General features: G+C 67.1%; 21 protein-coding genes. 10 read left to right on the top strand and 11 right to left on the bottom strand.

Translation table 11 applies throughout. The features are described from left to right. The coding region (locus tag P2Q66_RS20455) for a class I SAM-dependent methyltransferase (protein ID WP_275731099.1) at positions 1-913 on the top strand (913 nt) is incomplete at its 5' end. 31 nt (positions 914-944) lie between these two features. On the opposite strand, the gene P2Q66_RS20450 is transcribed toward P2Q66_RS20455, so the two are convergent. Further along, complete coding sequence (locus P2Q66_RS20450; protein ID WP_115523385.1) at positions 945-1,379, bottom strand: VOC family protein; 435 nt, start codon at positions 1,377-1,379, stop codon at positions 945-947. Positions 1,380-1,500: 121 nt separating this feature from the next. On the opposite strand from P2Q66_RS20450, the gene P2Q66_RS20445 reads away from it, so the two are divergent. Further along, on the top strand, positions 1,501-2,121 hold the full coding sequence (locus P2Q66_RS20445; protein WP_079596008.1) for an L-threonylcarbamoyladenylate synthase: 621 nt from the start codon (positions 1,501-1,503) through the stop codon (positions 2,119-2,121). A gap of 24 nt (positions 2,122-2,145) precedes the next feature. Here P2Q66_RS20445 and ligD read toward each other — a convergent pair whose 3' ends face one another. Then, the gene (gene ligD / locus P2Q66_RS20440; RefSeq protein ID WP_275731098.1) at positions 2,146-3,168 is read right to left on the bottom strand and encodes a non-homologous end-joining DNA ligase; all 1,023 of its coding nucleotides are present in this window, start codon (positions 3,166-3,168) and stop codon (positions 2,146-2,148) included. A 69-nt stretch (positions 3,169-3,237) separates the two neighbouring features. Between ligD and P2Q66_RS20435 the strand changes: the two genes are divergently transcribed. Next, positions 3,238-3,915: an alpha/beta family hydrolase gene (locus P2Q66_RS20435; RefSeq protein WP_275731097.1), complete on the top strand. Its 678-nt coding sequence runs from the start codon at positions 3,238-3,240 to the stop codon at positions 3,913-3,915. Between the two features lie 24 nt (positions 3,916-3,939). On the opposite strand, the gene P2Q66_RS20430 is transcribed toward P2Q66_RS20435, so the two are convergent. The 4 genes from P2Q66_RS20430 to P2Q66_RS20415 form a co-directional block, all read right to left on the bottom strand. Continuing rightward, positions 3,940-4,083: a hypothetical protein gene (locus P2Q66_RS20430; protein WP_181884701.1), complete on the bottom strand. Its 144-nt coding sequence runs from the start codon at positions 4,081-4,083 to the stop codon at positions 3,940-3,942. A 153-nt stretch (positions 4,084-4,236) separates the two neighbouring features. Then, positions 4,237-6,882 carry an ATP-dependent helicase HrpB gene (gene hrpB / locus P2Q66_RS20425; RefSeq protein ID WP_275731096.1) on the bottom strand — a complete coding sequence of 882 codons (2,646 nt, stop codon included), beginning with the start codon at positions 6,880-6,882 and terminating at the stop codon, positions 4,237-4,239. A gap of 94 nt (positions 6,883-6,976) precedes the next feature. Then, a complete protein-coding gene (locus tag P2Q66_RS20420; protein WP_275731095.1) occupies positions 6,977-7,558 on the bottom strand; it encodes a hypothetical protein in 582 nt (193 codons plus the stop codon). After that, positions 7,548-7,853 carry a hypothetical protein gene (locus P2Q66_RS20415; protein WP_275731094.1) on the bottom strand — a complete coding sequence of 102 codons (306 nt, stop codon included), beginning with the start codon at positions 7,851-7,853 and terminating at the stop codon, positions 7,548-7,550. Before P2Q66_RS20415 ends, P2Q66_RS20420 begins: the two co-directional genes overlap by 11 nt. A gap of 268 nt (positions 7,854-8,121) precedes the next feature. Between P2Q66_RS20415 and P2Q66_RS20410 the strand changes: the two genes are divergently transcribed. Beyond that, a complete protein-coding gene (locus tag P2Q66_RS20410; RefSeq protein ID WP_079596004.1) occupies positions 8,122-8,535 on the top strand; it encodes a CBS domain-containing protein in 414 nt (137 codons plus the stop codon). A gap of 93 nt (positions 8,536-8,628) precedes the next feature. On the opposite strand, the gene P2Q66_RS20405 is transcribed toward P2Q66_RS20410, so the two are convergent. Next, positions 8,629-9,144, bottom strand: coding sequence for a flavin reductase family protein (locus tag P2Q66_RS20405; RefSeq protein ID WP_275731091.1), 516 nt, complete (start codon positions 9,142-9,144; stop codon positions 8,629-8,631). A 345-nt stretch (positions 9,145-9,489) separates the two neighbouring features. Here P2Q66_RS20405 and P2Q66_RS20400 point away from each other — a divergent pair, with 345 nt between their 5' ends. The 6 genes from P2Q66_RS20400 to P2Q66_RS20375 are packed head-to-tail and all read left to right on the top strand — an operon-like array spanning position 9,490 to position 17,325. Further along, positions 9,490-10,923 carry an FAD-linked oxidase C-terminal domain-containing protein gene (locus P2Q66_RS20400; protein WP_275731089.1) on the top strand — a complete coding sequence of 478 codons (1,434 nt, stop codon included), beginning with the start codon at positions 9,490-9,492 and terminating at the stop codon, positions 10,921-10,923. A gap of 37 nt (positions 10,924-10,960) precedes the next feature. Then, positions 10,961-12,604 (top strand): ABC transporter substrate-binding protein, encoded by a 1,644-nt coding sequence (locus P2Q66_RS20395; RefSeq protein ID WP_275731086.1) that lies wholly within the window; start codon positions 10,961-10,963, stop codon positions 12,602-12,604. Beyond that, positions 12,601-13,554, top strand: coding sequence for an ABC transporter permease (locus tag P2Q66_RS20390; RefSeq protein ID WP_275731083.1), 954 nt, complete (start codon positions 12,601-12,603; stop codon positions 13,552-13,554). The genes P2Q66_RS20395 and P2Q66_RS20390 overlap by 4 nt, the downstream gene beginning before the upstream one ends. Further along, complete coding sequence (locus P2Q66_RS20385) at positions 13,551-14,399, top strand: ABC transporter permease (protein WP_275731080.1); 849 nt, start codon at positions 13,551-13,553, stop codon at positions 14,397-14,399. The genes P2Q66_RS20390 and P2Q66_RS20385 overlap by 4 nt, the downstream gene beginning before the upstream one ends. Then, positions 14,396-16,117: an ABC transporter ATP-binding protein gene (locus tag P2Q66_RS20380; protein WP_275731078.1), complete on the top strand. Its 1,722-nt coding sequence runs from the start codon at positions 14,396-14,398 to the stop codon at positions 16,115-16,117. Before P2Q66_RS20385 ends, P2Q66_RS20380 begins: the two co-directional genes overlap by 4 nt. Continuing rightward, complete coding sequence (locus P2Q66_RS20375; RefSeq protein ID WP_275731075.1) at positions 16,114-17,325, top strand: PLP-dependent aminotransferase family protein; 1,212 nt, start codon at positions 16,114-16,116, stop codon at positions 17,323-17,325. Before P2Q66_RS20380 ends, P2Q66_RS20375 begins: the two co-directional genes overlap by 4 nt. Positions 17,326-17,357: 32 nt before the next feature. Here P2Q66_RS20375 and P2Q66_RS20370 read toward each other — a convergent pair whose 3' ends face one another. The 4 genes from P2Q66_RS20370 to P2Q66_RS20355 are packed head-to-tail and all read right to left on the bottom strand — an operon-like array spanning position 17,358 to position 21,968. After that, the gene (locus P2Q66_RS20370; protein WP_275731072.1) at positions 17,358-18,302 is read right to left on the bottom strand and encodes a 5'-3' exonuclease; all 945 of its coding nucleotides are present in this window, start codon (positions 18,300-18,302) and stop codon (positions 17,358-17,360) included. Positions 18,303-18,358: 56 nt separating this feature from the next. Beyond that, on the bottom strand, positions 18,359-19,363 hold the full coding sequence (locus P2Q66_RS20365) for a D-2-hydroxyacid dehydrogenase (protein WP_275731069.1): 1,005 nt from the start codon (positions 19,361-19,363) through the stop codon (positions 18,359-18,361). Next, entirely contained in the window at positions 19,360-20,436 is a 1,077-nt protein-coding gene (locus P2Q66_RS20360) for a tartrate dehydrogenase (RefSeq protein ID WP_079596000.1), read from the bottom strand. Before P2Q66_RS20360 ends, P2Q66_RS20365 begins: the two co-directional genes overlap by 4 nt. Then, positions 20,433-21,968 (bottom strand): aldehyde dehydrogenase family protein, encoded by a 1,536-nt coding sequence (locus tag P2Q66_RS20355; RefSeq protein ID WP_079595999.1) that lies wholly within the window; start codon positions 21,966-21,968, stop codon positions 20,433-20,435. The genes P2Q66_RS20360 and P2Q66_RS20355 overlap by 4 nt, the downstream gene beginning before the upstream one ends.

Genomic DNA, 21,968 nt, shown 5'->3' with positions numbered 1-21,968 from the left:
GATCGCCGACGCGGCCGGGCTGAATGAGCGCTACGTCCGCGAGTGGCTGGGCGGCATGGTGACTGCACGCTTCATCGATTACGAGCCCGGTGCGAAGACGTACTTCCTGCGGCGGGACATCGCCCCATCCGTCAGCGGACCGGGAGTGGCCAACCTTGCGCGGACGCTCACGTACGTAACGTTGATGGGCGAGGTGGCCGGCAAGGTGGTGGAGAAATTCCGTACGGGCGGCGGCCTGGACTACTCCGACTACCCGGGCTTCGTCCAGATCCAAGCGGCAGACAGCGCCTCGGTCCATGATGCCTCGCTGGTGGACACCATCCTTCCGCTGTCCGGCAGGATTGACGACCTGCGCGCCGGCATCCGGGTGGCCGATATCGGCTGCGGTGCGGGCCATGCGGTGAACCTGATGGCGCAGGCCTTTCCCGCCAGCAGCTTCGTGGGCTACGACTTTTTCGCGGAAGCCCTTGACGCCGGGCGGGCCGAGGCGGAGCGGCTGGGCCTGCCCAACGTCCGGTTCGAGCTGCGCGACGCAGCCGCCCTGGACCTCCGGGAAGAACTGGACCTGGTCACCGTTTTCGACGCCGTCCACGACCAGGCCCACCCGGCCGCCGTGCTCCGCAATATCTGGGAGGCACTGAAGCCGGGCGGGACCTTCCTGATGGTGGACATGAAGGCCTCCAGCGACCTCGAGGACAACATCGACCTGCCCTGGGCTGCCTTCCTCTACGCCATCTCCACCACCCACTGCATGTCCGTTTCACTGTCCCAGGGCGGCGACGGGCTGGGGACCGTGTGGGGCGTCCAGCAGGCCGAAAGGCTGGTCAGGGACGCCGGATTCCAGGACGTCCGGGCGGTGGACCTGGACGAAGACCCGTTCAACGCCTACTTCGTGGCGTCAAAACAGGGCTAAGCCCGTCATCAATCGGGCGCGTCCGGCAGCATCAGGGCGCGCCCGTGGTGCCCTGCGCAGCGTTGACGTTGACCAGCCAGGCAACGCCGTAGCGGTCCGTGCACATTCCGAAGATGTCACCCCAGGGGGACTTTTCCAACGGAACCGTGACCGACCCGCCGTCGCCGCTCAGCTTGTCGTAATAGCCGCGGAGTTCCGACTCGTCCTCGCCGCTGAGGGAGATGGAGATGGCTGAACCCTGGCTGTACTCCATGCCGTTGGGGGTGTCGGCCCCCATCAGGACCAGGCCCTGCGGGGTGGTCAGCATGCCGTGCATGATCTTGTCTGCTTCCGCGGGATCCTCGCTGGCTTGGTACTCCCCGAAGGTGCTGACCCGCAGCTCCCCGCCGAACACTGACTGGTAGAAGTTCATCGCCTCACGGGCGTTGTCCCGGAAGCTGAGGTACGGATTGAGGACAGTTGGCATGGCTTGTTCTCCTTGCTGTGGGGACTGACATGGACCAGACAACATCCTGCCCCAAAGAAGGGCGCGCTGGTAGGGGGTTTTGACGTGCGGGGTGGCACCTTCGGAACGTAGGCTCGGGGGCATGGCCAGATACTTCGACGTTCATCCCCAGGACCCCCAGCCCCGGGCAATTGCCCAGGCGGTCCGCATCCTGCTCGACGGCGGGCTGATCGCCTACCCCACGGACTCCTGCTATGCGCTGGGCGCGCAGCTGGGGAACAAGGATGCCCTGGACCGGATCAGGAGCATCCGCCGGCTCGATGACAAGCACCACTTCACCCTGGTGTGCCGGGACTTCGCCCAGCTGGGCCAGTTCGTGAACATCGGCAATGAGGTATTCCGCAGCATCAAGTCGGTCACGCCCGGAAGCTACACGTTCATTCTTCCGGCCACCCGGGAAGTCCCCAAACGCCTGCTGCATCCCAAGAAAAAGACCGTCGGCGTCAGGATCCCGGACAACCGGGTGGTGTCGGCGCTGCTGGCCGAGCTCGGCGAACCCCTGTTGTCCAGCACCCTGCTGCTGCCCGACGAGGAAGACCCGCTGACCCAGGGGTGGGACATCAAGGAACGGCTGGACCACCAGGTGGACGCCGTGATCGATGCCGGCGACTGCGGCGCGGAGCCCACCACGGTGGTGGACTTTTCCAGCGGCGTGGCCGAGGTGGTCCGGCAAGGTGCCGGCGACCCCTCCCGCTTCGAATAGGTTTCGGCCGGGCCCGGCGTCCGGTCAGTCCTGCTTCTTTGCCCGGCTCGGCTGGACCCGCGGCGGTTCCCCCGGCATTTTGGGGTAGTCCGGCGGAAACGGCAGCTCACCCAGGCCGGCTTTGCTGTCCCGCTCCCACCACTTGAGCAGTGTGTCAATGCTGCCCGGATTCTTGTGGAAGCCGGCCCAGGGGTCCCCGGTGGTCCGGAGCCTTTCGGGGACGGTCAGGATGGTGAAGTTTTTGGGATCGGCGTTCTCCAGCTCATCCCACGTGATGGGGCAGGACACCGGGGCGTGCGGCAAAGCCCGGGGACTATAGGCGCCGGCGATGGTGCGGTCCCGGTTGGCCTGGTTGAAGTCGAGGAAAATCCGCTGGCCCCGCTCTTCCTTCCACCAGGCGGTGGTCACCTTCTCCGGCATCCGCCGCTCCACCTCCCGGGCGGCGGCAATCACGGCGTGCCGGACATCCAGGAATTCCCGGGTGGGCTCGATGGGTGCGTAGACGTGGAGGCCGCGGTTTCCCGAGGTCTTGATGAAGCACTCGAGTCCGGCCTCGGCCAGGACCTCCTTCAGCACCAGGGCCGCGGGAACCGCATCATCAAAATCCGTCCCGGGCTGCGGGTCCAGGTCGATGCGCAGCTGGTCCGGGTTATCCGGGTTTCCGGCCCGGGACGGCCAGGGATGGAACACCACGGTGTTCATCTGCGCAGCCCACACGGCGGCTGCCGGTTCATCCAGGACGAGCATGGGATGCGAACGGGCGCTCGGGAAGACCACTTTCACTGAGCGCATGAATTCAGGGGTCCCCTTGGGCGGGTTCTTTGAGAAGAACTGCTCGCCGTCCACGTTGTCCGAGTACCTCTGCAGCGCCACGGGTCGGTCACCGTTCGCGGCAATGAACGCCTCGCCAACAGCGCAAAGGTACTGGGCCAGGTCCAGCTTGGTGAGGCCGAGGTCCGGCCACAGGACCCTGCTGGGGCTCGAAATGCGCATCTCGCGCTCGCCGTGGGGGCCCGGAACCGTGATTTTTGTCTGTTCGCTCGCCATGGGGACAACGTACACCCCGCCGTCCGGATGCCGGCACATTTCCGGACGTCCCTGCGGCATGATGGAGACATGCCCGCCGAAGAATCAGACATTCCGCTTGCCGTTGGCGAGGTCACCGTCTCCGCCGCTTATGCCCGCCCGGACAATCCCTGGGCCACAGTGGTGGTCGCCCACGGTGCCGGCGCTGGAATGGAGCACCCCTTCCTGCGCGGGTTCACGGATGCACTGAACTCCCTGGGCCTGGCAACGCTGCGCTTCAACTTCCCCTACCGTGAAGCCGGGCGGCGGTTCCCGGACCGCCCGCCGGCCGCCATTGCCACCTGGAATGCGGCGATGGCAGCTGCTGCGGAACGCGCAGCAACCCACGGGGACTCCGGCCCCCTGTGGGCGGCAGGCAAATCATTCGGCGGCCGGATGGCGTCCATGGCAGTGTCCGAAGGGATGGCTGCTGCGGGACTGATCTACCTCGGGTACCCGCTGCACCCGCCCGGAAAGCCGGAGAAACTGCGGGACGAACACCTCTACGGGATGACCACGCCCATGTTGTTCCTGCAGGGCACCCGCGACACGTTTGCCACGCCGGAAATCCTGCAGGACGTCGTGTCACGCATCGGGCCGTCCGCGGTACTGCAGTGGATGGACGGCGGCGACCATTCCTTCGCCGTCGCAGGTGCGAAACGGCCGGCGGGTGAGATCGGGGCCTCGCTGGCCGCTCCGGTGGCCGACTTTATCCGGTCCGCCCGCTAGGCCCGCCCGCCCGGCTCCATCCGGTTACGCTGCTTCCTCGTGCCACCAGCCCTCCCACGCTGTGGAGGTGAGCCGGCCTTCGGGAAAATCGTTCTTCCCGCTGCCGCCGTTGCAGGACCGGTTGTCGTCGCTGCGCCGGCCGTCGAGCAAAAGGTTAAAGAGAAACATCGGTATGTCCTTCCATGTGGGGTATGGACCACGCTGTCCACGTACCACCGAGCGTAGCCAAGGCATGTTTCAGCACGTCGACGCGACGTTTCAGGTGTGTATCGGAGTTCTCACGCAGCCGCCGGAGCCTCGTGGCATGTGCCCGGAAGGACCCTAGCTGCGCTGCTTGGCCCGTGCTGTGGCGGGGGCAGTCCAGGGATCCTCCGGCCACGGGTGCTTGGGATAGCGGCCGCGCATCTCTGCCCGGACCTGGGCATAGGGACCGGACCAAAAGGACGTGAGGTCACCGGTCACGGCCAGCGGGCGCCGGGCCGGGGACAGCAGGTGGAACAGGACCGGAACCGTGCCGTTCACCAGCCGGGGCGAATCCGCCAGGCCGAAACATTCCTGCAGCTTGACGGCCACCACAGGCGGCGCGGTGTCGTCGTCGTGATGGGGGTAGTCAATCCTGATCCGTGAGCCGCTGGGAACCTCCAGCCATTCCGGGGCCAGCTCATCCAGCCGTCCGGCCTCCGGCCAGGGCAGCAGGCGCCGCAGCGGCTGGGTGAGGTCCAACGCCGCGACGGCGCCTCCCGCCGCAAGGCTTTCAAGTTCCGGACCCAGCCAGTCGTCCAGGCGCAGCAGGAGGGCGGCGTCCGAGACGTCGGGCCACGGCCCGCCCAGCTCCCGGTGCAGGAAGGCCAGACGGCGGCGTAAGGCGTCGGCCGCCGTCGACCATTCCAGGACGGCAAGGCCCTCCTTGTGCAGGGCTCCGGCCACGGCCGCCTTGCCTTCGGCGGGTGAGGGACGGACAGGGGTGTCTGCGAGCACGATCGCACCCAGGCGCCGGACTTTCCGTGCCGTAACACGTCCCTGGACGAACTGCGCCTCGACCGTTTCCGCCAGGAGGTGCGAGGCGGCTGCCTGGGCGAGCTCGGCGTTGAGCGGTGCAGCCGTCCGGATGACGGCGCCGGTGCCAGCCGAGTCCCTGCCCTCCGCCCGCGACACTTCGGCCACGGCCAGCCATTCGTACCCGGACAGGCTGCTTCCCGCCGGCAGGCCGGCACGCGTCCCGGACGACAGCAGGTACCGTGCAGGCCCGTCACCGGGCACGAGCCGGGCCACCCGGTCCGGAAAGGCCAGGGCGACGACGGCACCCACCGCCTCGGTGCCGGCCGGCCCCGGGGCGGGAACTGCCGAGGTGGGAACTCCAGGGGGCGCGGGGTTTCCCGCTTCCCGGGCCAGGGCCCGCAACCGCTTTGACTCGTCCGCCCAGCGCCGGCCCGCCGGCCCGGAATCGCCACGAAGCTGGGACAACAGCCGCGGAAGGTCAGCGCCGGGAGCACGGTGGTCTCCGGCAACTGCGGCCACCACCTCTGCCGCCGCCCGGGCACCGATGGTTGCCTCGCCGTCCAGCAGGGCGCGGGCAAGCCTCGGATCGGCAGGAATTCCGGCGAGGGTGCGCCCCGTAGCGGTGGCGTGGCCGTCTGCTGACACGGCACCCAGTTCCCTGAGGACCTCGACGGCGTCATCCAAAGCCTGCCGCGGCGGCATGTCCGGCAGGGCGAGCCCTTCGCCACCCGGCGATCCCCAGCATGCCAGCGTCAATGCTGCGCCGGCCAGGTCCGCCACCTTGATTTCGGGCGTGACATGGGCCGGCGCTGCCCCATACGCCTGCTGCGTGTAGCAGCGGACCACGGTGCCCGGACCTTGGCGGGCCGCCCGGCCTGCGCGTTGATCCGCCGATGCCCGGGAGCAGGAGACCGTTACCAGGCCGCTCATGCCACGGCCGGCATCCCGCCGCGGCTCCCGGGTTAGCCCGGAATCGATGACCAGCCGGACGCCCGGGACGGTCAGCGAGGACTCCGCCAGATCGGTTGAAACGATAATCCGGGCATTGTCCCCCGGCCGCCGTCCGGACACTGCGCGGTCCTGCTCCGCGGCACCTACCTGGCCATGCAGCTCGAGCACATCGATGCCTTCCCCCAGCCGGACGCGGAGACCTGCTGCCACCTGCGAGACTTCGCGGGCGCCGGGGACGAAAACCAGGGCATCCACGGAGCCGTCCCCGGCCAGGGCGCCGGCGTAGACGCGTGCCGCTGTTTCCACGAGGTGGTCCAGGAAGCTGCGGGCCACTCCCCTGGTGTCCAGCCGCGGGCCCGGGGCAGGTTCCCACTGGACATCCAACAGATGGAGCACGGACGGGCAGTCGACGACGGGAGCCGCGGGACCGCCGTCGGGCTCCCCCAGCAGGGCGGCGAAGCGGGGAGCATCGAGGGTTGCCGACATGGCCACGACGGTAAGGTCGCTGCGCAGCTGGCGGACTTCGGCGAGCATGCCGATCAGCAGGTCCGTCTCCAGCCCGCGCTCGTGGACTTCGTCCAGGACGACGGCGGCAACGCCGTCAAGGCCGGGGTCGGCCAGCAGGCGGCGCAGGAGGATGCCGGGCGTCACGAACTCGACGAGGGTGTCGGAACCCGCCTCCCGTTCGCCGCGCACGGTGTATCCCACGCGGCCGCCAAGCCGGCTGGCGTCCAGGGCGGAGAGCCGCCGGGCAGCGGAACGTGCCGCCACCCGCCGCGGCTGGGTGACCACAACCCTGCCCGTGCCGGAGACGAGGTTCGCGAGCAGCGGCGGGACGAGTGTTGTTTTTCCGGTCCCGGGCGGCGCCTGCACCACCGCCGAGCCCGCGGCCGGCCCGGTGTCCAGGGCCTCCTCCAGGTCCGGAAGGGAACCTGCGAAGGCCAGGCCGGCACCGATGGCACCGAGGTCGAAGGCTTTCGCGGTGTTGCGCCGGCCGCGCAGGTTTGATGAAGTCACCCGTCCATTCTGCCCGGCCCCCTTCCCCTTGCGCGGGTTCCGCGCCCCTTCCCTCACTGAGGGCGGCCGGGCAGCGGAGTGACTGCCCGCCTGGTCAGGGCTTGCCTTGGCCCTTGCCTTTCCCCTTGGCATCCTTGGCTGCTTCCGGAAGCGCCGCCTCCTGGCCCGCCGGAACAGGCACCGGTTGGGGCGCCACGGCCTGCTCTCCGGGCACCGGCTGGACCGGCTGCGTCTGGGGCACAGTGGGGTTGGCGGGTGCTGCCGCGGAAGGTCCAACCAGCCCGGCCGTGCCGGATGCAGGGGCCGGTGCCGCCAACTGGCCGGCTATTTCCGTGCGGACTGCCGCCAGGGCTGTTTCAATTCCGAGCAGGCGCGGAGCCGAAATCCGGCCATCGCGTGCGGCGGCATCCAGGTCCTTCTCCAGCGCCTGGAGTGCGGCCAGGGCTCCGTCCATCCTGTTTTCCGCTGCTGCCTGGCTGATACTCAGAACCCGGATCTGGAAGCCGCGGAGGGTGGCTTCGTCAGAGTCGGACAGCCGGAAACCCATCACCCCGGCAACCACAATCGCCGCCACGGCACCCGCAACTGCCAGTGCCGCGATGGCTGTCAGGACCCGCCGCGCCGCCGTTGGCCGGACCGGGCCTGATCCTGTGGATCCCGGCGCCTCAGGCGGCATGCCGGCCACGGAGCGGCGGGACGGAGGCAGGCCTGGCAGGCAGGACTGTCACGCTGGCCATGCGGGCTTCCGGTGCCTGGACCGCAACGGGGCGGGTGCGGGCACCTTTCATGATCCGGCGGGCAGCAAGCCGCACCGCCATCGCCAGCAGGTGGCCGATGCCCACCCCAAGGAGGACATGGCCGACCAGGTACTGACCGCCCAGTCCGGCAGCGCCGAAGGGCGCGCCCGCAGCCACGGCGGCTCCGCCGGCCGTCAGCATCAGCGACCAGGCAACACCGAATACTGTGCCCATTACCCCTGCTTCCCTCATCCGGTTAATCAGCATGCTTACCAGTAATGCTCAGCAAGCTTACTACTTGGTCCCGCGGATGCAACAAGGTAAGAGCGGCCAGCCGGACACCACCAGGGGTGCGGCGCCACCGCTCTGGACATCAATAGTCAGTAGGCTTAGCATTTTTTTATCGGCCAGCTCTCCGGAGCCGTCATGTACCGGCAGGGTTCCGAAGAGCCATCTGAGCAGGCAAAAGAGACACGGCACGGCATTCATGAAGGAGGCCATCATGACAACGGCACGGGAAATCATGACCGGTGGCGCGGAGTGCATCGGTGAAAACGAAACCCTGGAAGCAGCCGCCCGGAAAATGAAGGAACTTGACGTCGGTTCGCTTCCCATCTGCGGTGAAGACAACCGGCTCAAGGGCATGGTGACGGACCGCGACATCGTGGTGAAATGCCTGGCTGAAGGCGGCGACCCGCGCAGCGTCAAGGCGGGTGAACTGGGTGAAGGCAAGCCGGTAACCATTGGCGCCGACGATTCCATTGAAGAAGCCATCCGCACCATGCAGGACCATCAGGTGCGCCGGCTTCCCGTCATTGACGGGCACAACCTGGTGGGTGTCCTGAGCCAGGCCGATATCGCCAAGAACTACCCCGAGGACCGCGTGGGCGAACTCGTCGCCTTCATTTCCTATTGAATTTCCGGCACGCAGACAGAAGGAGGCTGCCATATCCCCCGCGGATATGGCAGCCTCATTTTGTCTGCGAATTGTCAGCTTTTGCGGCAGGCGTCAGCCGGCAGCCTCGAGGAGGCTTTTCGCCGGCGTCAATCCTGCATAGCGGCCTTTGAAAAACAGGAGCGGTTCTGCGTCCTGGCGGGCATTCAGGTGCCGGACTGCCCCCACCACAATGGTGTGGTCGCCGCCGTCGTATTCCGCATGGAGTTCGCAGTCAATCCAGGCGAGGGCGTCGTCCAGAATTGGATTGCCCAGCGGAGAAGGCGTGTAGGCCACTCCCGCGAATTTATCCGAGCCTGAACGGGCAAACTGACCGGCCAGGTGCTGGTGCTCTGCCGGAAGAATGTTAACCGTAAAGGAACCTGCTTTCCGCAGTACGGGCCATGTGCTCGATGTCCGGGCCGGGCTGAAGGTCACCAGGGCCGGATCCAGGGAAAGGGATGCGAAGGACTGGCACGTGAACCCGGCCGGCCCGTCCTTCGTGGCGCTGGTAATCACGGTCAGTCCGGTGGCAAAACTTCCAAAGATGTCCCGGAGCCGCCGGGGAGCAAGATCTGATGTGGCTGTCATGGGAATGGCCTCTCCTGTGGATCGTTACCTCACCAAACCATCCGCAATTCAGGTTCTTCAAGCCCTTCCGCAACGATTGGACGCGCCCCGCCATAGGGAGACATATCGGTAAATATTCCGTCACCAGCAGGGCAATACGTCGAAAAGTGTCGCCCTTTTACGAAACGCTAATTACGGTGTCCTGCAATTGCGAATTGTTGATCCGCGCGTCATGCCAAGTGGCGGCCTATTCCATGACGGCGCTAATTTTCCATCAGACCCCAGTCATTTCGAGGCCGGGATATCCGAATTCGTTGACCGGGAATCACTTTGCCCGGTCCAGTCGCCCTGAAGGAAACACCCGGCATGACATCCATTGACACCGAAGCGCCACCCGCCGTCGAACCGGCACGCGCCATTGACACCTTCTACCGGGAACTGGTTGACCGGCACCCCGACATCGAGGCGCTGGCTCCCGCCTCCGGAACACGCCGCTACGGCTTTGATGCGGCGACGGCCAAAACGGCGGAGGCCGGCGACGGCAAGCCCGGTCCCGCCGTCGTTTTCCCTGCGAGCGCCCGGCAGGTGCAGCAGGTTGTGCGCCTTGCAGCCGGGCTTGGCATCTCCGTGGTGCCCCGCGGCGCCGGGACGGGGCTGTCGGGCGGCGCCACCGCCGAAGCTAACCAGGTGGTGCTCTCCACGGAACGGATGGCCGGCGTAATCGAGATTTCGCCGCTGGACGAAGTGGCCGTGGTGGAACCGGGAATCATCAACGCGGAGTTGAACGCCCGGCTTGAGCCATACGGCCTCTTCTATGCACCCGATCCGGCCAGCTTTGATATCTCCTCCATCGGCGGCAACATCGCCACGAACGCCGGCGGCCTGCGCTGCGCCAAATACGGCGTCACCCGCGAATCCGTCCTTGCCCTCGACGTCGTCCTGGCCGACGGCAGCCTTGTCTCTGTAGGCCACCGGTCGATCAAAGGCGTGACCGGCCTGGACCTGACGTCCCTGTTCGTAGGCTCCGAAGGCATCCTGGGCATCGTGGTGCGCGCAACCCTCCGCCTTCGCCCCATTCCCGTGGCCCGCAGGACCCTCACCGCTTTTTTCGACAGTACCGCTGAGGGCGCCGAGGGCCTGGCCGCGATCACGCTGTCCGCCGTCCGCCCGGCGGCCATCGAGTTCTTCGACACCGCCAGCCTCGAAAATATCGATGTGCACTCCGGTACGGCGCTCAGCGAGCGCGGCGCTGCCCTGATCCTTATTGAGATCGACGGGTACGGCATCGAGGAGCAGGCATCGGACCTCAAGGCAGCCCTGGCGGCGCGCGGAGGCCGCGTGACCGTTGAAAGCGAGGAAGCGGGCCGCCGCCTCTGGGAGCTCCGCCGCAGCGGCCGAGGCTTTCCTGAGGGCCAGTGGTTCATCGGGGAGGACATCGCCGTCCCCAAGTCCAAGCTGCCCAGCGTCTATAAATCCTTCCCTGCACTCGAGGCCCGGTTCGGGGTCAAAATCTCGGCAGTCTCGCACGCCGGGGACGGAAACCTCCACCCGGTGATCAGCATGGACATCAAGCCCGGCGACGACCCCGCACATCCCCCGGCCTCCCTCCAGGACGCCGCCACAGCCTTGGTGCGGGTTGCCCTCGACCTCGGCGGAACCGTCACCGGAGAACACGGCGTCGGAACCATCAAACAGGAATGGGCCGCCCTGGAACTTTCCGCACGAATCCGCCGCGCACAGCACGCCATCAAGGCAGCCTTGGACCCCGACGGGCTGCTGAACCCCGGCAAAGCCATCTAGCCCCACGGCCCACTCACCATTCCAAGGAGAACTTTCCATGCATACCACCACACTCAGGCGCCGCGCCTTCATCGCCGGCGTCAGCGCCATCACCGCCTCTGCACTGCTCACTGCCTGCGGCGGCGTGTCCGCCACCAGTTCGTCCGACGCCGGCACCCCGGTGGACGGCGGAAACATCACGTTCCTGATCCAGGGCTATGACACAGGCTGGGTGTCCAGCAAGACCTCCATCTCAAGCTACGAAGGCAACCTCTGGGGCCAGATCACCGACAAGCTCGTCTACGTCGATGAGAGGGGCCAGCTGAGCCCGTGGATCGCCGAAAGCTGGGAGGAACTCAACGGGGCGAAGGACTTCGTCCTGCACCTGAAAGAGGGCGTCACGTTCTCCGACGGCACTCCCCTGGACGCCGCCGCCGTTGTGGCCAACCTGAACGCCTGGGCCAAGGGGGACCCGGACCGGGGCATCAGCAAAGTAGGCCTCTTCCCATCCAGCAACTTCCTCAGCGCCGAGGCCACGGACAGCAGCACCGTCAAGGTCTCCTTCTCCTCCCCGGCCCTCGGCTTCATCGCGACGCTCGCCTACCACGGGTGCATCCTCCTCTCCCCCAAGACGCTCGCCCTGCCGGTGGACGCGCAAGCGGACCTCGCCCAGGAAATCGGCAGCGGGCCGTTCGTGCTCAAGTCCTGGAAGCAGGGCGACAGCTACGTGCTGGAGAAGCGCAAAGACTACAACTGGGGACCTTCCGCGCTCGGCCACACCGGTCCGGCGCGCCTGGACACCATCACCTACAAGGTCATCAAGGACACCTCTGTCCGGACGTCCACGGTGGCCTCGGGCCAGGCCGAGGTGTCCTTCAACGTGGAACCGCAGGAGATCGAGTCGCTGAAGGCGCAGGGATTTACGGTGGGCACGCCCAAGTACCTGGGCTTCGTGGACGGTTTCCAGGTCAACACCCAGGCCTTCCCCACCAACGAAGCGAGCGTGCGCCAGGCCATCCAGCACGGCATCGACCGCGAGGAAATCCGGAAGACGGTCTACACGGATGACTGGGACGCAGCCACAACCTTCATCCAGGGCAATGTTCCCGAAGCCGGGGACTACAGCAGCTCGTTCGCCTTCGATCCGGAGCGCGCCAAGAAACTGCTGGACGACGCCGGCTGGAAGCCCGGAGCGGATGGCTTCCGCGTGAAGGACGGGAAGACCCTTGAAATCCCGCTGACACCGAATCCCTACGTCCCCTCCACGAAGGCAGAAGACGAACTGATCGCGCAGCAGCTTGAGCGGATCGGGATCAAAGTCAACCTCAAGGTGGTGGACGTAGCAGGATACGCGGCTATCCAGGCCAGCCGCCCGCCGCTATTCCAGACCTCCCGGAGCTTCGTCGACGTGGGCACGGTGGCCGGCGTCCTGACCAGCCAGAACAAGGGTGAAGACTGGTTCAACCTTGGTACCAGTGACCAGAAGCTCAACGACCTCTCCACCGCAATCGCCAGCGCCTCCGACAGGGAATCCCGCGAAAAGGTGGCCGGCGAACTGCAGCAGTACGTACTGGAGCAGGGATACTTCATCCCCCTGAACCAGCTGGTCCAGCGCCTCTACCTCATCTCGCCCGCCGTCAAGGGCGTGCAGTACAATGGGCTTGCCTACGCGAACTTCTACACCGCATGGGTTGCCAAGTGACCAGCGAATACCGCCGGTTTGCCCTCACCAGGGCAGGCCAGGCCGTCGTCGTCATCCTCCTCGCCTATGTCCTGACGTTCCTGATCATCAGCGTCCTGCCCGGTGACGCCATCACCAATACGCTCCGGGACCCGCAGTCAGGCCTCAGCGAGGCGGACATCCAGCGGATCGTGGCGTTCTACGGACTGGACCAGCCGGTGGCAGTACAGCTTGCACTTTCGCTGGGCCGGTTCCTGACGGGACAACTCGGCTTCTCGCTGCAGTCCAACCTTCCGGTGGCCCAGCTGGTGGGTGATGCCCTGCCCTCCACGCTCACCCTGGCCGGCAGTGCACTGCTCATCTCCCTGGTGTTCGCGGTGGCCATCGCCTACGGCGCACATCACGCCCCAGGCAAGTGGGCCGGCCTGCTGCGGTCGCTGCCGTCACTGTTCCTGTCCGTGCCCAACTTCGTGATCGGCCTGGTGCTGATCGAGCTGTTCGCCTTCAAGCTGCACTCCTTCACCACCACCGACCCCAACAGCGCCGCCGCCACGTTCTTCGCCGCGGTCACCCTGGCCATACCGGTGTCCGCGCCGCTGGCCGAGGTGCTGATCGCCGGCCTCGATCACGAATCACGCCAGGACTATGCCCTCGTGGCCCGCTCAAGGGGCCTGACCGAGGCACGACTTTTCGCCAAGCACCTGGTCAAACCGTCGGCGCTGCCGTCGGTGGCCATGATTGCGCTGATCGTTGGTGAACTGTTGGGCGGCTCGGTGATCACCGAGACAATCTTCGGGCGCGACGGCATAGGCACCCTGGTTCAGAACGCCGTGACCGGTGAGGACCAGCCCGTCCTGCAGGCCGTCGTCGCGCTGTCCGCGGTCGTCTTCGTGGCCGTCAACCTCGCTGCCGATCTCCTCACCCCGTTGCTCGACCCGAGGGTCAAAATCCGAGAGGCGGTGGACGCATGAGCGCCGACCTGACGTTTGCCCGGCTCCGCACCGCGGGTGCCGGGAGCATCACCCGGCCCGGCATCCCGCCGACTGTGGTGCTGTCATTCCTCGTGGTCCTGCTGGTGGTGCTGTGGTCGCTGCTGCCCGGGCTCTTCACCTCCTACAGCCCGGTCAGCGGGGACACGGCCAGCAAACTTGCCGCGCCCAGCGCGGGGCACTGGTTCGGCACGGACTACCTGGGCCGCGACCAGTACGCCAGGGTGGTCTACGGCACGGCGTCGTCGGTGACCAGCGCCCTGGTTGCGGTGGTCATTGGCCTGGTGCTTGGCAGCGCCATCGGGTTGGCCAGCGGTTTCCGCGGCGGCTGGCTGGACACGGCGCTGGGCCGCTTCGTCGATGTCCTCCTGGCCATTCCCGGCTTCCTCCTTGCCGTGGTCATTGTCAGCTCCCTGGGCTTCCAGACCATCAACGCAGCAATCGCCACGGGCGTGTCCGCCGTCGCCGTTTTTGCCCGCCTGATGCGTGCCGAGGTCATCCGGGTCCGCCAGGCAGCGTTCGTCGAAGCCTCCTACCTTGCGGGCGGCAACCGGCTACAGGCACTGATGACGCATGTCCTGCCGAACGCCTACCGCCCGGTGCTGGTGCTGGCAGTCCTGCAGTTCGGCACATCCATCCTGGTGATCGCTTCCCTTGCCTTCCTCGGCTACGGCGATCCTCCCCCGGCGTCGGACTGGGGCCTCCTGGTGGCGTCCGGCAAGACCTATCCCACCGCGCCCTGGCTGGTCTACGCGCCCGCGCTCGTCATTGTGGCCACGGTGCTTGCCGTCAACCGGATCAGCCGATGGCTTCGGAACTCCAAATGAGCGCACTCAACCCGAACGGAAAGGACACTACGGTGCCGGTACTTGAAGCGGAGCCGCTGCTGGCCGTCGAAGGCCTCAATGTGGCGTACGGCGGCAACGGGGTGGTGCACAACGTCGGTTTCTCCCTCGGCCGGGGCGAAAGCCTTGCGCTGATCGGCGAGTCAGGATCAGGGAAGTCGACCATCGCCAAGGCGATCCTCCGGTTGCTGGTGCCCGGCGACGCCCGGGTAAGCGGCAGTGTGCGGCTGGCCGGCCAGGAGGTGCTTGGACTGCCGGAGCGGCAGTTCAGGCAGCTGCGGGGCCGGCGGCTGGGCTTCATCCCCCAGGACCCGGGTTCCGCCTTGAACCCGGTCCGGACCATCGGGGCCCAGGCGCAGGAAGCGGCCGCACTGCTTGACGGGACAGACCAGGGCGCCAGGCGTGCCGCCATCCTTCAGGTGTTTGAGCAGGTGGGCCTGCCGGATCCCCGCCGGATCTACGATTCCTACCCGCACCAGCTCTCGGGCGGGATGCTCCAGCGTGTCCTGATAGCGCTGACAGTGCTGCCCCGGCCGTCGCTGATCGTGGCCGATGAGCCCACGTCCGCCCTGGACGTGACCGTCCAAAAGCTGATCCTGGACCTGATCGGGGATCTGCGGCGTGAGCTGGGCATCAGCCTCCTGCTAATCACCCACGACCTGGCCATCGCCGCCGAACGCGCCGATTCCCTGGTGGTCCTGAAAGACGGGGCGTTGCAGGAACAGGGCCCCTCCCGGGAGGTGTTCGCCGCTCCGGGCACCGCCTATGCCCGCAGCCTCCAGGCTGACGTTCCCGCCCTGAACCCGGACCGCTACCGGAGCCAGCGTGCTGCGGAGCATCTGGACCGGAGCACCCGCGCCGGGCAGGCGCAGATTGTGGTGGACGGCATCTCCAAGCGTTTCCAGGCCGGCACCAGGGAGGTGGTGGCCCTGGACAAGGTGTCCTTCTCCGTGGAACGCGGCCGTACCCATGCCCTGGTTGGCGAATCCGGATCCGGGAAGACCACCGCCGTCCGGCTGCTGCTGGGACTGGACCAGCCCGACACCGGCAGTATCGCCGTGGGAGGCCTGTCCCTCTCCGGGCTGTCGCGGGACAACCTCCGCGATGTCCGCCGGCATTTGCAGCTGGTGTACCAGAACCCGTTCACCTCGCTGGACCCGACGTGGCGGGTGGGCCGGATTGTCCGGGAACCGCTGGACCGGTTCGCCGTGGGAACCAAGTTCGGCCGCGATGACCGCGTCCGGGAAGCCCTGCTGTCCGTCGGCCTGCCGGCGGAGACCGCGGAGCGCAGGCCGGCGTACTTGTCCGGCGGCCAGCGCCAGCGCGTAGCCATAGCCCGTGCGCTGGTGGTGCGTCCCGACGTCGTGGTCCTGGACGAGCCCACCTCCGCACTGGACGTCAGCGTGCAGGCGGACATCCTGGAGCTCCTTGCCCGGCTGCAGCGGGACCTTGGCCTGACGTATCTCTTCGTTTCGCACGACCTGGCCCTGGTGCGGCAGGTCGCGGACACCGTGTCCGTCCTGCGGCGGGGCAAAGCGGTGGAACAGGGCACCGTTGACCAGGTCTTCACCGCCCCGCAGCACCCGTACACCCGCGCGCTTCTCGGCGCGATTCCGGGAGCGGCCCCGGCCACCGCTGTCTCCGGCCTGGAATCCGCGTCCACCTCCACCCCCGACAACCTGGCAAAGGCTGCATTATGACCTCAACCACACTCCACATCGTCCTCCGCGCCCCCGCCCGCAAACCCGCGCTGATCGCCGGTTTTACGGCACCCCAGGGGTTCGGTGACGCCACCCTCCGGGACCGGCGGGAGGACGCGATCGAGCTCCTGGGCGGCATCCCGGACCCCGGCGTACTGCCGGCGGACCAACTCGCCGCCGCCACCGCCCGGGTCCTTGCCCGGCCGGGCGTGCCCGCCCTGCAGTACTCCCGGACCGAAGGAATTTCACCGCTGCGGGAGTGGATCGCTGCGCGTGAAGGCGTTCCGGTGGAACGCATCATCATCACCAATGGCGGCTTCCACGGCTTGTCCCTCGGCATCCAGGCCGTGGTGGAGCGCGGCGACCTGGTGGCGGTGGACAACCCGATTTTTCCGCTGTTCCTGCGCGGGCTGCAGCTGTCCGGCGCGGACACCCTGCCGGTCCGGGTAGGGCCCAACGGCCTGGACGTGGAGGAGTTGGCGGACCGGCTGCGGAATGGGGCCCGGCCCGCGGCGCTGTATACCGTGCCGGACTTCCACAACCCATCGCAGGGTAGGCTGCCTGCGGAAGCACGCGGTGAGCTGGTGCGGCTCGCCGAGCAGTACGGCTTCGTGATCCTCGCCGACAACCCCTACCGGGAGCTCTGGTACACGGACGGTCCGGAGAGCGTGGAGGCTTTCAACACCTCGGACCACGTCATCCATATCAACACCTTCACCAAGACGCTCGGTCCCGGACTCCGGCTGGGCTGGCTGGTGGCCCCGGAGCACCTGGCCCAGGACCTGGTGGCGCTGCGCAGCAGGCAGGACTCGCACAGTTCCACGCTGGTGCAGGCAGTCGTGGGGGACATGCTGCTTACCGAACCGGAGCTCTTCGATGCCACCCTGGGACGGGCGAGGGAGCTGTACCGCACGCGGGCGGCCGCCCTGGCGAACGCGCTTGAGCGGGAGGCCCCCGGCGCCTTCGACATCACAGTCCCCGGCGGCGGCCTGTTCCTGTGGCCCAGGCTGCGGGATGAAAGCATCGACGCCGATCGCCTCGCGGCTGCTGCCAGCGCGGAGGGCATCGAGTACCAGCGTGGTTCGTTCTTTGCTTCCGGCCCCGGCACCGATGCCGCACGCCACCTTCGCCTGGCCTTCGGCGATGTCGCGGTGCCGCGCCTCGAAGAGGCTGCCGAACGCCTGGGGCGGGCTCTCCGGAAGCAGTAATTACGGGCGGGGGCCGGCGTTCCTGCTCTGCCCTACGCCTGTCCCCTGAGGTCGAGCGCTGCAAGGAGCCGGGTGACCGAGCCGCCCAGGTTCCATTCGACGGCAAGCCGTTCAAGTTCGGCGCGGGCATCACCGGTGACGGGGCGCAGCTGGGCGCCGGCTTCCTCCAGGGTGGGCAGCTCCAGGTTCCGCACTAAACGGACGACGGCGGGGGCTACTTTCAGGTAGTCGGCGGCGGCGGCGAGTTTGGCCCGCACCGGGCCGGCCAATCCGCTGCCGTCGTCGTCGGCCGCTTCCAGCAGCCCTTCCAGGGTGCCGTACTTCAAAAGCAGGGACGCCGCCGTCTTCTCCCCGATCCCGGCGACCCCCGGAAGCCCGTCCGAAGCGTCGCCGCGCAGGGTGGCGTAATCGGCATACTGCTGCGGCAGCACCCGGTACTTCCGCACCACGGTCTCTTCGGTCATCACTTCGAGGTTGCGCATGCCGCGGGCGGTGTAGATCACGCGGACCTGGCGGCCGTCGTCACATACCTGGAAGAGGTCCCGGTCACCGGTGACAACGTCGACGGGCAAGTCCGCCTGACTGGCGTAGGTGCCCACGACGTCGTCGGCCTCGTGCTCGGCGGCGCCCACCACGGCGATGCCCGCAAGCTCCAGCGTTCGGCGGATCATGGGCAGCTGCGCCTCCAGCGCGTCCGGAACCACTTCGACGTCGGGCGCGTCCGTGACTGCCTCGGCCACGCGGTGCGACTTGTAGGTGGGGAGGAGGTCCACCCGCCACTGCGGACGCCAGTCATCATCCCAGCACGCCACCAGATGCGTGGCGTGGTAGTCGGTGGTGAGCCTGGCGATCATGTCCAGCAGGCCACGTACTGCATTGACAGGAATCCCGTCCGGGCGGCGGATGGTGTCGGGCATGCCGTAGAAGGCGCGGAAGTACAAGGACGCAGTGTCGAGCAGCATCAGGCGGTGGGGCATACCTGATCCTGACATGCCGTTGCGCAGTACGGCTACGCGTGGTCCGTTTCGGCGGGCTAACCGCCGGGCGGGGACGGCTCGGGCGTGGGGACGAAGCCGAGGCTTTTGTCCACGATGTTGTGGAGGGGGTCGCCGTTCCGGTACCTGACCAGGTTGTCCACGAAGAGTTTGCCGAGGTCATCGAGGTAGTCCTCAGTGTCGCCGCTCATGTGCGGGGTGATGATGACGTTGTCCATCCCCCACAGCGGGTGTCCTTCCGGCAAGGGTTCGGGGTGCACGACGTCCAGGGCGGCTCCGGCGATGGACCCGGACGCCAGGGCTTCCGTGAGTGCTTGGGTGTGGACCAGCTCGCCGCGCCCGACGTTGATCAACCTGGCGTCGGGTTTCATCGCGGCCAGGACGTCGTGGTTGACCATGCCCCGCGTCCGGTCCGTCAGGGGCGCTGCGAGGACCACATAGTCGTACCCCTGTACCGCGCGAGCCAGTTCTGCAGAGGAATGGATGCGGCCGAAGGCACCGTCCCCGGGCCGTTCCGCACGGCCGGCCCCGTCCACCGCCATGCCCACGGCACCGAAAAGCCGGGCGATTTCCCGGCCGATGGATCCGGTGCCCACCACGAGGGCGGACTGGCCCTGGATCTTGCGGCTGGTCCGGTGCTGCCAGCGTTGCTGCTGCTGGAGCCGGAATGAACCGGGGGCGTCTTTGGCGATGTCCAGCACAAAGCCGAGGGCGAATTCGGCGATTGCGCGGCTGAGCACGCCGCGGGAATTCGTGTACGTGATGCCGCTGAGGATGAGTTCGTCGAAGAGCAGCTGGCTGACGCCGGCGGCGGAGACGTGGACCCATTTCAGCGACGCCGCAGCACCCCAGTTTTGCTTCAGGGCGGGTGAGAAGGAGTGCCACTGGTAGAGCACATCCGCGCCATCCAGTGCCTTGGCCAGTTCGTCGGCTTTAACCAGCCGGACCTCGGCAAGGTCCTCAATCTCGGCAAGGAAGGGCGGAGGCCCTTCCCGATAGAGGGCAGCAACGACAGGGCGCCGCTTGCGAAGCAGCCTCTTCACAGGGCCGGTTCCGCCTGGGCGAGGGCGTCGATGGCGGCCAGGACAGCGGCGGTGAATTCGGCGGTGGAGGAGGTGCCCCCGACGTCCCGGGTGCCGTGCCCGTCGCGCAGGGCGGATTCGAACGCGGACTGCAGGTGGGCGGCCGCCTCCGGGTGGCCCAGGTGTTCGAGCATCATGGCCCCGGACCATATCTGGCCCACCGGATTGGCGAGGCCCTTCCCGGCAATGTCCGGGGCCGACCCGTGGACCGGTTCGAACAGGGACGGAAAGTCACCCTCGGGGTTGAGGTTCGCGCTGGGTGCCAGGCCGATGGACCCCGTCACGGAACTGCCCAGGTCGGAGAGGATGTCGCCCAGCAGGTTCGAGGCCACAATGACATCCAGCGTCCACGGCTTGAGGACCAGATGCGCGGCCAGCGCATCCACCAGCTCATGCGTCACGCTCACGCCTGGATAGTCCCGGACCGTTTCGGCCACCACCTCGTCCCAGAACGGCATGGTGTGGATGATCCCGTTGCTCTTGGTTGCCGAGGTCAGCCTGCCCGTGCGCGAAGCCGCAAGCCCCGCGGCGAAGTGGGCAGCACGGGAAACTCCCAGGCGGGTGAAGATGGTTTCCTGGACAGCGGTCTCGTGCGGCAGGCCACGATACATGCGGCCGCCCACCTCGGAGTACTCCCCCTCGTTGTTCTCCCGCACGATCAGGATGTCGATCGGCTTGTCAGAAGCAAGCGGTGACGCCACGCCGTCGAGCGTTTTGACCGGACGGAGGTTGATGTACTGCTGGAACTCCCGGCGGATCGGGATCAGCAGTCCCCACAATGATTCCGTGTCCGGAACACCCGGGGAGCCCACCGCTCCCAGGAATACCGCGTCATGCGAGGCCAACTGTTCGAGCCCGTGCTGCGGCATCATCCTGCCGTGCCGCAGGTAGTAGTCCGATCCCCAGTCGAAGTGGGTGAACTCCAGGTGCAGCCCGTGGATCGCGGCGATCTGCTCGAGGCAGGTGATGGCTGCCGGAACCACTTCTTTGCCGATGCCGTCACCGGCAATGACGGCGATGCTGTGCGTGCTCATGCTGTCCGTTCTGTCGGCCCGCCAAGCTGTTGCCAGCCCGGTCCCGGCTCTGTGAGGTTGATGATGGTGTTCTTGGGCTCGGTCATCTCATGCACGGCGTGGCGCACGCCTTCACGGCCAACGCCGGACTTCTTGAACCCGCCAAACGGCATGGAATCAATACGGACGTCGCTGGTCTCGTTGATGACCACCGCTCCCACGTGCAGCCGATCGGCGATGGCCAGGGCAAGGTCGATGGATTGGGTAAACACCCCTGCCTGCAGGCCGTATTCGGTGTCGTTGGCCGCGTAGATGGCGTCCGAAACCTCGATGAACGGCAGGAGGGTCACCACCGGCCCGAACACTTCGTCGCTGATGACCCTGCACCGGGACGGCACGTCAGTCAGCACGGTGGGCTCGAAAAAGGTGCCGCGGCGGCGGCCGCCCACATGCACGGTGGCGCCGGCGTTCCTGGCTTCTTCCACCCATTCCTCCACCCGGCGGGCCTCCGCCTTGGATATCAGCGGGCCGACGTCGGTGGTCCGGTCAAGCTTTGGCCCTGTCCTCAGTGCCCTGGTGCGCGCCGTGACCTGCTCCAGGACCTGGTCAAACAGGGAGGTGTGCACATAGACACGCTGCACGGACAGGCAGTTCTGCCCCGCCACCCCGAACGCCCCTGCGACCACCGCCGCGGCGGCCTTTTCAAGGTTGGCATCTGCGCAAACAATGGTGGCGTTGTTCCCGCCCAGCTCGGACAGGATCTTTTTCGCTCCCGCCGCCGCTGCAATGCGCTCAGCGGTTTCCGGGCCGCCGGTGAAGGAAATCAGGTCCACCCGCGGGTCGGTGATCAGGGCTTCGGACACTCCCGGACCGGTAACGATCACCGCAACCCGGCCCGGCGGGACGCCCGCTTCGAGCAGCAAGCGGACCAGGGCAAGCCCCGTCAAGGGAGTCCGCGTGGAAGGTTTAAGCACGACGCCGTTGCCTCCAATCAGTGCCGGGCCCAGCTTGTGTGCCACCAGGTTCAGCGGATCATTGAACGGGGTGATTGCTGCGACAATGCCAACCGGCTTGCGGCTGAACCAGCCGATCCTGTTGCCGCCGGAGGTGCTGTCATCAAACCCCAGGGTTTCCCCGGCAAGGGTGCTGGACGCTGCTGCGGAGAGCCGCAGCGTTTCGATGCAGCGGCGCACCTCACGCTCGGCCTCGGTGATGGTCTTGCTGCTCTCTGCCGCGATGATGTTGGCAAACCGCTCGGCCTGCTCTCCCAGCAGCTGCACCGCCCTTTCCAGCGCCTCCCGCCGGGCGTGCAGCGGCCACTCTCCGGCGTGCAGATGATGGTGGATGTATCCGATTGCACGCCGGACGTCCTGGGGCGTGGAGGTGCACACCCGCCCCAGCAGGAGGCCGTCCTGGGGGTCGCGCACCTCCAGTTCCAGGCCGGAGGTTTGCCACTGGCCCTCGAGGAAGGCGCCGCCGGGAAGGTTGGCAAATTCTGACCGGCCGTCCCCTGTTTCCGGGCGCGCTTCATCGAGGATTGTTGATGGCGACAT

The sequence above is a fragment of the Arthrobacter sp. Cr_A7 genome (assembly GCF_029222765.1).
Lineage (GTDB): Bacteria > Actinomycetota > Actinomycetes > Actinomycetales > Micrococcaceae > Arthrobacter.
Note: the sequence above shows the minus strand (reverse complement) of the source record. Positions and strands in the feature narration are given on the sequence as shown.

What these genes read in the sequence shown, in the direction of transcription:
- P2Q66_RS20395 (WP_275731086.1), top strand. Translation starts at nt 10,961, where the DNA reads ATGCATACCACCACACTCAGGCGCCGCGCCTTCATCGCCGGCGTCAGC.
- P2Q66_RS20430 (WP_181884701.1), bottom strand. Translation starts at nt 4,083, where the DNA reads ATGTTTCTCTTTAACCTTTTGCTCGACGGCCGGCGCAGCGACGACAAC.
- P2Q66_RS20400 (WP_275731089.1), top strand. Translation starts at nt 9,490, where the DNA reads ATGACATCCATTGACACCGAAGCGCCACCCGCCGTCGAACCGGCACGC.
- P2Q66_RS20355 (WP_079595999.1), bottom strand. Translation starts at nt 21,968, where the DNA reads ATGTCGCCATCAACAATCCTCGATGAAGCGCGCCCGGAAACAGGGGAC.
- P2Q66_RS20435 (WP_275731097.1), top strand. Translation starts at nt 3,238, where the DNA reads ATGCCCGCCGAAGAATCAGACATTCCGCTTGCCGTTGGCGAGGTCACC.
- P2Q66_RS20380 (WP_275731078.1), top strand. Translation starts at nt 14,396, where the DNA reads ATGAGCGCACTCAACCCGAACGGAAAGGACACTACGGTGCCGGTACTT.
- P2Q66_RS20420 (WP_275731095.1), bottom strand. Translation starts at nt 7,558, where the DNA reads ATGCCGCCTGAGGCGCCGGGATCCACAGGATCAGGCCCGGTCCGGCCA.
- ligD (WP_275731098.1), bottom strand. Translation starts at nt 3,168, where the DNA reads ATGGCGAGCGAACAGACAAAAATCACGGTTCCGGGCCCCCACGGCGAG.
- P2Q66_RS20360 (WP_079596000.1), bottom strand. Translation starts at nt 20,436, where the DNA reads ATGAGCACGCACAGCATCGCCGTCATTGCCGGTGACGGCATCGGCAAA.
- P2Q66_RS20375 (WP_275731075.1), top strand. Translation starts at nt 16,114, where the DNA reads ATGACCTCAACCACACTCCACATCGTCCTCCGCGCCCCCGCCCGCAAA.
- P2Q66_RS20445 (WP_079596008.1), top strand. Translation starts at nt 1,501, where the DNA reads ATGGCCAGATACTTCGACGTTCATCCCCAGGACCCCCAGCCCCGGGCA.
- P2Q66_RS20450 (WP_115523385.1), bottom strand. Translation starts at nt 1,379, where the DNA reads ATGCCAACTGTCCTCAATCCGTACCTCAGCTTCCGGGACAACGCCCGT.
- P2Q66_RS20415 (WP_275731094.1), bottom strand. Translation starts at nt 7,853, where the DNA reads ATGGGCACAGTATTCGGTGTTGCCTGGTCGCTGATGCTGACGGCCGGC.
- P2Q66_RS20410 (WP_079596004.1), top strand. Translation starts at nt 8,122, where the DNA reads ATGACAACGGCACGGGAAATCATGACCGGTGGCGCGGAGTGCATCGGT.
- P2Q66_RS20385 (WP_275731080.1), top strand. Translation starts at nt 13,551, where the DNA reads ATGAGCGCCGACCTGACGTTTGCCCGGCTCCGCACCGCGGGTGCCGGG.
- P2Q66_RS20370 (WP_275731072.1), bottom strand. Translation starts at nt 18,302, where the DNA reads ATGCCCCACCGCCTGATGCTGCTCGACACTGCGTCCTTGTACTTCCGC.
- P2Q66_RS20405 (WP_275731091.1), bottom strand. Translation starts at nt 9,144, where the DNA reads ATGACAGCCACATCAGATCTTGCTCCCCGGCGGCTCCGGGACATCTTT.